Annotated in this window: 10 protein-coding genes; 8 read left to right on the top strand and 2 right to left on the bottom strand. The window is 70.3% G+C overall.

All coding sequences use genetic code 11. The features are described from left to right. Window positions 1-21: 21 nt before the first annotated feature. Entirely contained in the window at window positions 22-999 is a 978-nt protein-coding gene (gene ubiU, locus M9917_RS19520) for a ubiquinone anaerobic biosynthesis protein UbiU (protein WP_297256504.1), read from the bottom strand. Next, the gene (ubiT, locus tag M9917_RS19515) at window positions 990-1,538 is read right to left on the bottom strand and encodes a ubiquinone anaerobic biosynthesis accessory factor UbiT (RefSeq protein WP_297256502.1); all 549 of its coding nucleotides are present in this window, start codon (window positions 1,536-1,538) and stop codon (window positions 990-992) included. Before ubiT ends, ubiU begins: the two co-directional genes overlap by 10 nt. A gap of 112 nt (window positions 1,539-1,650) precedes the next feature. On the opposite strand from ubiT, the gene M9917_RS19510 reads away from it, so the two are divergent. The 8 genes from M9917_RS19510 (at window position 1,651) to M9917_RS19475 (ending at window position 12,996) form a co-directional block, all read left to right on the top strand. Beyond that, complete coding sequence (locus tag M9917_RS19510) at window positions 1,651-3,153, top strand: UbiD family decarboxylase (protein WP_297256500.1); 1,503 nt, start codon at window positions 1,651-1,653, stop codon at window positions 3,151-3,153. Further along, window positions 3,150-3,737, top strand: coding sequence for a UbiX family flavin prenyltransferase (locus tag M9917_RS19505; protein WP_297256499.1), 588 nt, complete (start codon window positions 3,150-3,152; stop codon window positions 3,735-3,737). Before M9917_RS19510 ends, M9917_RS19505 begins: the two co-directional genes overlap by 4 nt. Window positions 3,738-3,758: 21 nt before the next feature. Beyond that, on the top strand, window positions 3,759-5,147 hold the full coding sequence (locus tag M9917_RS19500; RefSeq protein WP_297256497.1) for an ABC transporter substrate-binding protein: 1,389 nt from the start codon (window positions 3,759-3,761) through the stop codon (window positions 5,145-5,147). Next, on the top strand, window positions 5,144-7,093 hold the full coding sequence (locus M9917_RS19495) for an ATP-binding protein (protein ID WP_297256495.1): 1,950 nt from the start codon (window positions 5,144-5,146) through the stop codon (window positions 7,091-7,093). The genes M9917_RS19500 and M9917_RS19495 overlap by 4 nt, the downstream gene beginning before the upstream one ends. Beyond that, window positions 7,090-8,445 (top strand): sigma-54-dependent transcriptional regulator, encoded by a 1,356-nt coding sequence (locus M9917_RS19490; RefSeq protein ID WP_297256493.1) that lies wholly within the window; start codon window positions 7,090-7,092, stop codon window positions 8,443-8,445. The genes M9917_RS19495 and M9917_RS19490 overlap by 4 nt, the downstream gene beginning before the upstream one ends. Before the next feature lie 303 nt (window positions 8,446-8,748). Further along, the gene (locus tag M9917_RS19485) at window positions 8,749-10,086 is read left to right on the top strand and encodes an ABC transporter substrate-binding protein (protein ID WP_297256491.1); all 1,338 of its coding nucleotides are present in this window, start codon (window positions 8,749-8,751) and stop codon (window positions 10,084-10,086) included. A gap of 91 nt (window positions 10,087-10,177) precedes the next feature. Then, window positions 10,178-11,893, top strand: a complete 1,716-nt coding sequence (locus M9917_RS19480) for an ABC transporter permease (RefSeq protein ID WP_297256488.1) — start codon at window positions 10,178-10,180, stop codon at window positions 11,891-11,893. A gap of 2 nt (window positions 11,894-11,895) precedes the next feature. Then, window positions 11,896-12,996: an ABC transporter ATP-binding protein gene (locus M9917_RS19475; protein ID WP_297256487.1), complete on the top strand. Its 1,101-nt coding sequence runs from the start codon at window positions 11,896-11,898 to the stop codon at window positions 12,994-12,996. The last annotated feature ends 136 nt before the right edge of the window (window positions 12,997-13,132 follow it).

Raw genomic sequence — 13,132 nt, 5'->3', positions numbered from 1 at the left:
ATCGGTGATCCTCCGGCGCCTCTAGCGCCAGCTCTTGCGATAGGCACCGGTCGTGCGCGCCTGCCCTTCGGCCATGGCGGCAAGGCTCGCCGCCGGTGCGCTGCGCCCTTCGTCGAGCGCGGCGAGGATGCCGCGGAAGGAGCGGACGACGCCGGCGATATAGGCGCGGCCGCGCTGGCGGCCCTCGATCTTGAGCGCGGTGACGCCGGCCTCGCGCAGCGCCGGCAGCATCGAGCCCGCATCGAGGCTGACCGGCTCCTCGAAGATGTAGCCTGTGCCCTTCGGCGTGGCGAAACGGCCCTTGCACAGGGTCGGATAGCCGGCCGGCTCGTCCTTGCCGAAGCTGTTGATGGTGAAGCCGCCGAGGGTGGAGACGATGCGCCCGTCGCGCTCGGCATAGGCGACATGGCTCGCCGGCGAGCAGACGCCCTGCATGTTCGGCGACAGGCCGGTGGCGTAGGAGGAGAGCGAGCAGCGCCCCTCCTCCATCACGCACAGGCCGCCGAAGACGAAGACCTCGGTCTCGCAGGCGCTCTCGCGCACGATCGCGGCGATCTCCGGCACGCTGAGCACGCGCGGCAGCACGACCCGGCGGGCGCCGAAGCTCTCGGCATAGAAGCGGATCGCGTCGGGATTGGCGGCCCCGGCCTGGACCGAGACGTGCAGCCTCTGGGCGGGATGGCGGCGGGCGGCATAGTCGAGCGTCGCGAGATCGGCCAGGATCAGCGCATCGGCCCCGGCCGCGACGGCATCGTCGATCGCCGACTGCCAGAGCCCGAAGGCGCCGGCGCGCGCGAAGGTGTTGATCGCGACCAGGACCTTGACGCCGCGGCGATGGGCGAAGGCGATGCCCTTGCGCAGTTCCTCGCGCGAGAAGTTCAGGCCGGGGAAGTTGCGAGCGTTGGTCTCGTCGCGGAAGCCGCAATAGACCGCGTCGGCCCCCGCCTCGACGGCGGCCTCGAGGCTCGCCGGGGTTCCGGCCGGGCAGATCAGTTCCAAGATGCGCCTCCCGTGGCGGGCACGGCCCGGATGCGCTCGCGCAGGGCAACGGCGAGGCGCTGCCCCAGCGGCCCGAGGCCGCCGAACAGGATCTTGCCGAAATCGATGCGGGCATCGTCGATGGCGTTGCGCAGCGCGAGCGCGGCCGCGACCTCGCCCTCCACCCGCAGCACGCGGGAGAAGAACAGGGCGTCGCCGTCGAGCGTGCCCTCCGCCATGCCGATCAGCCCGGCGAGCGGGCCGTGGATGCTGGCGTCGACATCGTCCGGCAGTGTGCGCACAGCGCGCACCTGCGGCCGGCGCTGCCTGGGCTCCAGCACGAAGGCGAAGGGCAGATCGGTCGGATCGAGGCCGAAGCGCTTTCGCGCATGCTCGCCGAGGCGGTCATGCAGATCGGGATGGGCGCGGACGATGCGCTCGAGCATCAGCGCCAGCGCCGGCTGCAGGGGCGCGAGCGGCAGCGGCGCGACGGCGCGCGCGAGCCATGGCGGCAGTCGCGGCGGGACCGCCCGCAACCCTGTCGTCTCCGGTTCCGGCATCGCTCACCTCCGGCGTCGCAGATTAAGGCGCCAGACGCGGCCCTCGTTGCGCCGGCGCAAAGACGGCCACGATCGGCGCGGGCGATGCTCCGGCAACCGGAGCCCTAAGCCCTTGCCGATCCGCGACCTGCCCCGCTTCCGCGACCTCAGCGCCTTCCTCGGCCATCTCGACGCGGCCGGGCAGCTCCGGCGGATCGCCGAGCCGGTCAGCGTCGTCCACGAGATCACCGAGATCCACCGCCGCGTCATCGCCGACAATGGACCGGCCCTGCTGTTCGAGCGCCCGGTGCGGGCGGACGGGACGGTCTCGGCGATGCCGCTCCTGACAAATCTCTTCGGCACGGTCGAGCGCGTCGCCTGGGGGCTCGGCGTCGCGGCGGAGAACATCCCCACGCTCGGACGCACGCTCGCCGAGCTGCGCGAGCCCAGGCCACCGCGCGGGCTCAAGCAAGCCTGGCAGGCGCTGCCGCTGGCGCGGGCGGCCTTGTCGATGCGGCCGCGCGAAAGCCGGCGCGCGCCGGTGCAGGAGCTGGTGTTCCGGGGCGAGGCGATCGACCTCGGCGGACTGCCGGTGCAGCTCTGCTGGCCGGGCGAGCCGGCGCCGCTGATCACCTGGCCGCTGGTGCTGACGGTGCCGCCCGAGCCCTCGGCCGGGGACGAGAGTAATCTCGGCGTCTATCGCATGCAGGTCATCGGGCGCGACCGCGCCATCCTGCGCTGGCTCGCCCATCGCGGCGGGGCGCGCCACCATGCGCAATGGCGCAAGGCCGGCCGCGAGATGCCGGTCGCGGTCGTGATCGGGGCCGATCCGGCGACGATCCTCTCCGCCGTGCTGCCGCTGCCCGAGACGGTTGCCGAGCTCAACTTCTCCGGCCTCCTGCGCGGCGAGCGGCCCTCGCTCGTTCCTTGCGTCAGCGTTCCGCTTGCGGTGCCGGCCGAGGCCGAGATCGTGATCGAGGGGCTGGTCTCGCCGGAGGAGACGGCCCCCGAAGGCCCCTACGGCGACCACACCGGCTATTACAACGCGGTCGAGCCCTTCCCGGTGATGCGGGTGACGGCGGTGACGATGCGGCGCTCGGCCCTCTATCTCTCGACCTTCACCGGCCGGGCGCCGGACGAGCCCTCGCGCATCGGCGAGGCGCTCAACGTGCTGTTCCTGCCGCTGCTGCAACGGCAGTTCCCGGAGGTCACCGACGTCTGGCTGCCGCCGGAAGCCTGCTCCTACCGGATCGCCGTCGTCGCCATCGCCAAGCGCTATCCGGGCCAGGCGCGACGGCTGATGCTCGGCCTGTGGTCGCTCTTGCCGCAATTCAGCTACACCAAGCTCGTGATCGTGGTCGACGAGGACATCGATCCGCGCGACTGGGCGCAGGTGATGTGGGCGGTGGCGACCCGGGCCGACGCCAGCCGCGACCTCGTCACCTTGACCGACACGCCGATCGACTATCTCGACTTCGCCTCGCCGAAGCCGGGGCTCGGCGGCAAGCTCGGCATCGACGCCACCAACAAGCTGCCGCCGGAGACCGAGCGGGACTGGGGCCGGCCGATGGCGATGGACCCCGCCGTCGTCGCCCGCATCGACGCACTCTGGCCTGCGCTGGGCCTGGCGCCATGAGCCGGGCGGTACGCGTCGTCGTCGGGATCAGCGGCGCCTCGGGCGCGGCGATCGGGCTTAGGGTGCTGGAGCGGCTCGCCGAGGCGAAGCGGATCGAGACGCATCTGGTGATCTCGCCGGCGGCGGAACGGACGCTCGCCACCGAGATCGACCCCGGGGCCCCGGCACGGGCGCGCGCGCTCGCCGCGCAGTGCCACGATCACCGCGACATCGGCGCCAGCATCGCCAGCGGCTCCTTCCGCACGGCCGGGATGATCGTCGCGCCCTGCTCGATGCGCAGCCTCAGCGCCATCGCCTATGGCCAGCTCGGCGACCTTCTGACCCGCGCCGCCGACGTCCAGCTCAAGGAGCGGCGCCGGCTCGTGCTGGTGGCGCGGGAAAGCCCGCTGCATCTCGGCCATCTGCGCGCGATGGCGCAGGTCACCGAATATGGCGCGATCATCGCCCCGCCCGTCCCGGCCTTCTATCTGAAGCCTACCGACATCGCGGCGATCGTCGACCAGATCGCGGCGCGCGCCATCGGCCTCCTCGGCCTCGACTGCGGGGAAGCGGCGCCGGCCGAATGGCGCGGCGAGGAGGCTTGAGCCCGTCGCCAGGGTAGCGATATGACGGAAGCCATGGCCCGCCATGCCGCCACGATCAGGCTCGCCGTCCTTATCCTGCTGGCTTTCGGCGGGGCCGCCACCGGCATGGCCGAGGGGCGCCGCGTCCAGATCATCACCTCGTTCCCACCCTCCTTCTTCGAGCCCTTCCGCAGCGCCTTCCGCGACCGGCATCCCGACATCGCCGTCGAGGTCGTGCAGCGCAAGACCACCGCCGCCGTCATCGACATCCGCACGCACAAGCGCCCGGACGCCGACCTGTTCTGGGCCTCCGCGCCCGATGCCTTCGAGCTTTTGAAGCGCGCGGGCCTGCTGGCACCGTCGAAGCCACGGCCGACCGGCGCGCCGCAGACCATCGCCGGCTACCCGGTCAACGATCCGGGCGGCCGCTATCTCGGCTTCGCCGTCTCGGGCTACGGGCTGGTCTACAATCCCTCCTATCTCACCGCGCGCGGCCTGCCGGTGCCGCATAACTGGGCCGATCTCGCAGCTCCCGTCCATGCCGGCCATATCGGGCTGACCTCGCCCTCCCGCTCGGGCACGACGCATCTGATGGTCGAGGCGCTGCTGCAATCGCTCGGCTGGGAGCGCGGCTGGGCGCTGTGGTCGGCGATCGGCGGCAACCTCGCGACCATCACGGCGCGCAGCTTCGGCGTCACCGCCGGCGTCGCGCGGGGCCGCTTCGGCATCGGCATCTCGATCGATTTCCTGACGGAGGCCAATGCCGCAGGCAAGGAGGGCAACCGCTTCGTGCTGCCGGGCGAGACGCTGTTCGCGCCGGCCAGCATCGCCAGGCTCGCGGGCTCGCCCAACCCGGAGGAGGCCGAGCTCTTCATCGATTTCGTGCTCTCGCCCGAAGGCCAGAGGATGCTGCGCGAGCCGCGAATCGGGCGCCTCGCCGTCTCGCCCTCGGCCTACGGCCCGCAGGAGACGCCGCCGCATCTGTCCGAGATCGAGGGCATCTTCAACCGCACGGGCTTCGACGCCGGCCTCTCGGCTGGGCGCTACGAACTGGTCAACCTGATCTTCGACGAATGGATCACCTTCCGCCGGGCCGAGCATGCGCGGCTCTGGCGCAGCCTCCAGGCGATGGAAGCGGCCCTGCTAAGCCGCCCGGACGAGGAGGCCGCCAGGCTGCTCACACGAGCGAGAGCGGCATTGACGCGCCCGCCGGTCTCAGCCGCCGAACTGGACGATCCGGCGCGCTTCCGCAACCTCGCGCGCGTGCCGCGCGGCCTGCCCGTGCCCGAGGAGCAGGCGCGCATCGAAGCCCGGATCAGGAGCGCGATCGCGGCCTCCGCCGCAGAGGCCGGCGACAGCCTGCGGCAGGCGGCCGAACGGCTCGCGGCGCTGGGCTGGCGCGACGAGAGCCAGACCGGGGCCAGGCCATGACGCTGCCGGCCGTGACGCCCCCTTGGCGCCGGCGGCGCTTCGGCATCGGCGGGCGGCTGATCGCGGCCTTCCTCGGTGTCGGCCTCTTCGCGGTCGGCGCCGGCATCGTCGGCGTCATCTCCTATGAGCGGCTGAGCAAGGAGCTCGCGGCGATCGCCAGCGACCACCTGCCCGGCCTCGCCTCGGCCGCCCGGCTCGCCGAAGCCAGCGCCCGCGTCATCGCCGGCATGCCCGAGCTCGCCAATGCCGAGCGGCGCGACGGCTACGATCGCGGCCGGCGCCTCGTCGGGGAGCGCCTGAACGAGCTCGACAAGGTCCTGTCCGAGCGGGCGGGCAGCGGCTTCGACGCCCCGGCGCTGACCGCGGTCGCCGCCGAGATCCGCCGCAACCTCGCCGCGATCGACGAGGTCTCGGAGCGCCGCTTCACGCTCGGTGAGCGCATCCGCGGCATCAGCGAGGAATTGCGCTGGCTCCAGGCGGATCTCATCGACGAGATCGAGCCGCTGATCGACGACGCCCGCTTCAACATCGAGACGGCGCTCGGCCAGGGCGGCGAAGCTCCCGGCAGGCCGAACACGATCCGCGAGGAGACCCGCAAGAGCGAGGCGCTGATGACGCTCAACGCCCAGGCCAATCTGATCGTCGGGCTGTTCGGGCGGCTCGGCACGGTGCAGACCCGGGAGGACATGGAGCAGACCGGCCATGTCATCGGCGAGGCGGTCGACCAGCTCGAGGTCGAGGCGAAGGCGCTCGCCGGCTGGGCCGACACGATCACGGCCAGGCAGATCACGCAGCGCCTGGTCGGGCTCGCCGACACCAATGCCGGCCTGCCCGGCCTCAAGCGCGCGGAGCTCGCCGCGGCGGCCGATGCGCAGCGCCTGATCGCGGAAAGCCGCCGCCTCATCACCGAGCTCGGCACGCTGGTCTCGCAGGAGGTGCGGCGGACGGAAGCCGTGGCGAAGGAAGCCGCCGACCGCTCGGCTCAAGCCATCCGGCTCGGCCGCGACCTGCTGCTCGCCATCGCGGCGGCCTCGCTCATCGGCGCGCTCGCGATCGGCTGGTTCTATGTCCGGCGCCATCTCGTCGCCCGCTTGCGCGTCCTGACCGAGGCAGCGACCAGCATCGCCGGCGGCCAGTCCTCGGCGCTGCCGCCGCAGACGGGCAATGACGAGCTTGGCGACCTCGCCCGCGCGCTCGCCGTCTTCCGGCAGACGCGCGACGACCTGATCCAGGCGGCCAAGCTCGCGGCGCTGGGCCAGATGGCGGCGGGCCTGAGCCACGAGCTCAACCAGCCGCTCGCCGCGATCCGCTCGCATGCCCATAACGGCGCGCGCCTGCTGGAGCGGGGCCGGCCCGAGGAGGCGCGGAAGGCGATCGGCCGCATCCAGGCGCTGACGACGCGCGCGGCCGAGCTGATCGCGCATCTCAGACGCTTCGCCCGCAAGCCCGGCGTGGTACTCGTCCCCGTCGAGGTCGGCGCGGTGATCGAGACCGCGCTCTCGCTGTTCGGGCCGCGCTTCGAGGCCGAGCGGGTCAGGCTGCGGCGCGAGGTGCCGGCCGGCAAGCTTTATGTCCATGCCGAGGAGATCCGGCTCGAACAGGTGCTGGTCAACCTGATCGCCAACGCGCTCGACGCCGTCGCGGGCACCGAGGGCGCGACCATCGCGGTCGGCGCGCGGCGTGCCGGCCACGGGGTCGCGATCTGGGTCGAGGACAGCGGCCCCGGCATCGACCGGGTCCATCTGGAACGGATCTTCGATCCGTTCTTCACGACCAAGCCGGTCGGCTCCGGGCTCGGCCTCGGGCTGTCGCTGTCCTACAACATCATCAAGGATCTCGGCGGCACGCTTTCCGTCGCCGCGACCGGCCCCGCCGGCACGCGCTTCCTGATCACGCTCGAAGGGACGACCCTCCACGTCATGGCTCCGCTGGAAATCGACGCATGAGCGCGCCGCAGATCATCCTCGTCGACGACGATGCCGAGGTGCTGGAAGCCTGGCGGCTGACGCTGGAGCTGGAAGGCTTCACGGTCCTGGCCCGACGCAGCGGCGACGCCGCTCTGACCGGGCTTGCCCGCGAGTCCGCCGTCGTGCTGGTCAGCGACGTGCGCATGCCCGGCCGCGACGGCTTCGGGCTGCTTTCGGCCGTGACCGCGATCGACGCAGAGATCCCGGTGGTGCTGATCACCGGTCATGCCGATGTTCCCATGGCGGTCAAGGCGATCCGCGAAGGTGCCTGGGATTTCGTTGAAAAGCCGGCCGATCCCGTCCGGCTGATCGAGACGATCAGGCGCGCCAGCGAATACCGCCGCCTCATCATCGAGAACCGCGCGCTGAAGGCGGGCGCGGCGCCCGAGGACCCCTGGGCCGCACGCCTCGTCGGCCATTCGCCGGCGATCGCGCGGCTGCGCGGCCGGCTCGCATTGCTGGCCGAGGCCGATACGGACGTGCTGCTTTTCGGCGAGACCGGGACCGGCAAGGAGGTCGCGGCGCGCGCGCTGCACGATCTCTGCAGCCGCCGGGCCGGACGCTTCGTCGCGGTGAATTGCGGGGCGATCCCCGAGACGATGATCGAAAGCGAGCTGTTCGGCCACGAGGCCGGCGCCTTCACCGGCGCGCGCGAGCGGCGGATCGGCAAGATCGAGCATGCCAGCGGCGGCACCCTCTTCCTCGACGAGATCGAATCGATGCCGATCGCGGCGCAGGTGCGGCTGCTGCGCGCGCTTCAGGAGCGGCGGATCGAGCGCCTCGGCTCCAACAAGGAAATCGCGGTCGACATCCGCATCGTCGCCGCGACCAAGACCGACCTCGCCGCGCTCGCCCGCGCCGGCGGCTTCCGCGAGGACCTGGTCTACCGGCTCAACGTCGTGACGCTGCGCCTGCCGCCGCTGCGCGACCGGCGCGAGGATATCCCCGTGCTGTTCCAGCACTTCCTGGCGCTCGCCGCCGCGCGCATCGGACGCTCTGCTCCGCCGCTCGGGCGCGACGCGCTGCAAAGGCTGACGCGGCAGGACTGGCCCGGCAATGTGCGCGAGCTGCGCAACGCCGCCGAGCGCAGCCTGCTCGGCATGGACGAGGATTTCGAGGATGCCGATGCCGGCATGGCGGCCTCCGGCGGCGCCGGGCGCACGCTGGAGGAGGAGGTCGCCATCGCCGAGGCGGCGGCGATCGGCGCCGCGCTGAAGCGCCATGGCGGGCGCATCGGCGTCACAGCCGCGGCGCTCGGCATCACCCGCAAGACGCTCTACCTCAAGATGCGCCGCTATGGGCTGAACGGGTCGGCGGCGCTCGCGGATTGATGGCATTCAGAGGATTTCATTGAGCACCGCCTCTGTCATTCCGGGCGATCCGTCAGGATCGAACCCGGAAACCACGACCGGGTTCTTCGCCGCGCGAAGCCGCGGAATGACGTCTCATGTTACCGCAATGACCCATCGCATGCGCCGGCCTGTTACCGCCACGCCCCAGAAATCGGGTCTTTCACGCCCCCGCCTCCCGAATTCATTAATGAAATCAGAACAACCCGCTTCTGGCATCGCAGTTGCTGGGTGAGCCCCATCGGCCTCGACGTCGAAACGAACACAATCCTTTGGGAGGATCTCATGCTCAATCGCAGGGCCGCGCTCGCGGCCACTCTTAGCCTGTCGCTCGGCGCTTCGCTCGCGACCGTCGCGCTGGCGCAGGCGCCTTCCGGCAAGGTCACGGTCGTCACCTCCTTCTCCAAGGACGTGACCGACCCGATCAAGAAGGCGTTCGAGAAGGCGGTTCCGGGCGTCACGCTCGAAGTGCAGAACCGCAACACCAATGCCGGCGTGAAATATGTCGAGGAGACCAAGGCCAACAACCAGGTCGACCTGTTCTGGGCCTCGGCGCCCGACGCCTTCGAGGTGCTGAAGGGCAAGAAGCTGCTGACCCCCTACAAGTCCAAGGCGACCGGCATCCCCGACAAGATCGGCTCCTACCCGATCAACGACCCGCAGGGCTTCTATTCCGGCTTCGCGGCCTCCGGCTACGGCATCATGTGGAACGACCGCTACGCCAAGGCCAACAAGCTGCCCGAGCCCAAGGAGTGGCAGGACCTCGCCAAGCCCGTCTTCTACGACCATGTCTCGATCGCGGCGCCCTCGCGCTCCGGCACGACGCATCTGACGATCGAGACGATCCTGCAGGGCGAGGGCTGGGACAAGGGCTGGCGCACCATCAAGGAGATGGCCGGCAATTTCCGCGCGATCAACGAGCGCTCCTTCGGCGTGCCCGAGCAGGTCAATTCCGGCCAGGTCGGCGTCGGCATCGTCATCGACTTCTTCGCCTTCTCGGCCCAGGCTTCCGGCTTCCCGATCAAGTTCGTCTATCCGAGCGTGACGACCGTGGTCCCGGCCAATGTCGGCATCATCGCCAACGCGCCGAACCAGGCCGCCGCCGAAGCCTTCATCGAGTTCCTGCTCTCGCCCGCCGGCCAGGAGGTTCTGCTCGAGCCCGGCATCCGCCGCCTGCCGGTCAACCCGACCGTCTACGCCAAGGCCGGCCCCGACTATCCCAACCCCTTCACCGATCCGCGCTTCCAGAAGATGATCGGCTTCGACGTCGACAAGTCGGAAGGGCGCACCGCGGTGGTCGATACGCTGTTCGACCAGCTGATCTCCTTCCAGCTCGATGCGCTGAAGGGCGTCAACAAGGTGCTGCACGAGGTCGACGCGGCGCTCGCCAAGAAGCCGAACGACAAGGCCAAGGCGCTGGCCGAGGAAGCCCGCGTGCTGCTCGCCGCCATGCCGGTGACCGAGGCACAGGCTGCGAGCCCGGAACTCCGCGGCGCCTTCACCGGCGGCAAGGAGAAGGGCGCCCGCCAGGCCGAGATCGAGAGCCAGTGGGCGAGCTTCGCCCGCGACAACTACGCCAAGGCGAAGGCCAAGGCGGAAGAAGCGCTCAAGGCGACGAAGTAGGCCTTTTGGTCGTTCCCGGGCGACGCGGCAGCGCGGCCCGGGGACCGCCTGCCGGCCGCGCCCGGCCAAACGCCCTTCGCAAAGGCTGCCCATGACCGCCATCCCGATCCCGGCTTCCCGCCCCCGCCGCAGCGCCGGCACGCCCGGCCAGATCGCGCTGGCGCTGGCGATCGCCGCCTTCCTCATGATGTTCCTGGTGCTGCCGGTCGCGACGGTGATCTATGTCGCCTTCACCGAAAAAGGCACCTCGACCTTCACGCTCGTCAATTTCTACGATTTCGTCCGCACCGAGCTGTTCATGCGCTCCTTGTGGAATTCCTTCTATGTCTCTGCGATGGCGGTGGTCTGGGCTTCCGTCTTCGCCCTGCCGCTGGCCTATCTCACGACGCGCTTCGTCTTCCGCGGCGCGGCCATCGTCCAGACGCTGGGCTTCCTGCCGCTGATCATGCCGCCCTTCGTCGGGGCGGTGGCGATGCAGCTCTTCTTCGGTCGCAACGGCTCGATCAACCTCCTGCTCGACGACTGGTTCGGCTTCAAGATCGACTTCATGGAGGGGCTGAACGGCGTCATCTTCGTCCAGTCGGTGCATTATTTCCCGTTCATCCTGATCAACCTCTCGGCGGCGCTGCGCAATGTCGATCGCGCCATGGAGGAAGCCGCGCAGAACCTCGGCTCCTCGGGCTTCAGGCTGTTCCGGCGGATCGTCTTCCCGCTCGCGATGCCGGGCTATCTCGCCGGCGCCTCGCTCGTCTTCGTCAAGGTCTTCGACGATCTGGCGACACCGCTCCTGCTCAACGTCAAGGACATGCTGGCGCCGCAGGCCTATCTGCGCGTCACCTCGATCGGCATCGCCGATCCGATGGGCTATGTCATCTCGGTCGTGCTGATCGTCGCCTCGGTCCTGGCGATGTGGCTCTCGGCGCGGGCGCTGAAGGGGCGCGATTACGCCACGACGCAGCGCGGCGGCGGCGGCCTCGCCAAGCGGGTGATGACGCCGATGGAGGCGGTGTTCGGCTATGGCATCGTCATCCTGATCCTGGCGCTGGTGCTGGCGCCGCATCTGGGCCTGCTGCTGCTCTCCTTCGCCACGATCTGGTCCTACTCGCCCCTGCCCGACGGCTTCACCACGGCGCATTACGCCCGCGTCTTCGGCGAGAGCTCGATCTACATCAAGAACACGCTGATCTATGCCACCATCGCCGGCGGCATCGACGTCGTGCTCGGCGTGGCCATCGCCTATCTGGTGCTGCGCACCAAGCTGATCGGCCGCGAATGGCTCGACTGGATGGCCTCGGCCGCGCTCGCCATCCCCGGCGTGGTGCTCGGCATCGGCTATCTTCGGACCTTCTACGGCATCACCCTGCCGGGCGGGACGCCGCTCGCCGCGCTGTGGATCACCATCGTGCTGGCGCTGGCGATCCGGCGGCTGCCCTATGCGCTGCGCGCCTGCTATGCGGCGCTCCAGCAGATCTCGGTCTCGCTCGAGGAGGCGGCCGAGAATCTGGGCGCGACCAAGGCGCGCACGGTCAGGCGCATCGTCGTGCCGCTGATGGCCGGCGGGATCCTGGCCGGCTTCGTCACCTCCTTCGCCACCGCGGCGGTCGAGCTCTCGGCGACGCTGATGCTGGTGCAGTCGAATTCAGACGCGCCGCTGGCCTATGGGCTCTACGTCTTCATGCAGTCGGCGGCCGGGCGCGGGCCGGGCGCGGCGCTCGGCGTCGTCGCGGTGATCCTGGTCGCGGCCTGCACCTTCCTCTCGCATCTCATCATCGAACGCAGCCAGAAGGCCAGGGGAATGGGCCACTGACCATGAACACGACCGTCTCCCTGACCACGCCCGCCGTCTCCGTCGACATTACGGGCGTCAACCTGTCCTATGGCACGAACCATGTGCTCAAGGACGTCAACCTCGCGATCGAGCCGGGCGAGTTCTTCGCCTTCCTCGGCCCCTCCGGCTGCGGCAAGACCACGCTTCTGCGCCTGATCGCCGGCTTCAACCAGGCCGATACCGGCGAGGTCCGGATCGGCGGCAAGCCGATCACCGACCTGCCGCCCTGGAAGCGCGATGTCGGCATGGTCTTCCAGTCCTATGCGCTCTGGCCGCATATGAGCGTGCGCCGCAACGTCGCCTTCGGGCTGGAGGAGCGCGGCGTCAAGCGCGCCGAGGTCGAGCGGCGGGTCGAGGCGGCGCTCGACCTCGTCGGCCTTGGCCATCTCGCCGACCGGCGGCCCTCGCAGCTTTCCGGCGGCCAGCAGCAGCGCGTCGCGGTGGCGCGCACCGTCGCGGTCGAGCCCAAGGTGCTGCTGCTCGACGAGCCGCTCTCCAACCTCGACGCCAAGATGCGCGTGCAGGTGAGGCGCGAGCTGCGCGATCTGCAGCAGCGGCTGGGCCTGACCACGATCTTCGTCACCCACGACCAGGAGGAGGCGAACACGATCTGCGACCGCATCGCCGTGATGAACGACGGCATCGTCCAGCAGGTCGGGACGCCGATGGAGCTCTACGAGCGGCCGGCCAACCTGTTCGTCGCCGGCTTCCTCGGCACCGCCAACATCCTCGCCGGCAAGCTCACCGGCAGCGGCGGGACCCGCGTCTTCGAGATCGAGGGCGGGACGCGGGTTCCGGTTCCCGCCGACGCAGCGGTGCCGGAGGGCGCGACCCTCGTCTTCCGTCCGCAGCACGCCAGCCTCGGCGCGGCGGGCGGCGGCACCGAGGACGGCATGCTCGCCCTGCCCTGCACCGTCGCCAACCGCGAATTCCTCGGCGCGAGCGTGCGCTACGGCGTCAGCATCGGCGCGGCGGAGGTGGCGGTCGACGTGCCGTTCCAGTCCGGCAGCGGGTTGTTCGCCGTCGGCAGCCAGGCCACGCTCAGGCTCTCGCCGCGCTCGCTGCTGTGGCTTGCGGCGTAGGAGCGGCCACGAGCAATCGCGCCATAAGACCAAATCCACAACCCTTGAGCCGATCCAGATATTCTCGAACGCCGTCAGAGAAATGAAAGGGCTTTGACCGACACTGCGCCGGCGCCGTCGTCGAACGACCGCCTGA

Origin of the sequence: Bosea sp. (in: a-proteobacteria) (genome assembly GCF_023953965.1) — a bacterium.
Taxonomy (GTDB): domain Bacteria; phylum Pseudomonadota; class Alphaproteobacteria; order Rhizobiales; family Beijerinckiaceae; genus Allobosea.
This window is presented reverse-complemented; position numbering and strand designations above follow the sequence as displayed.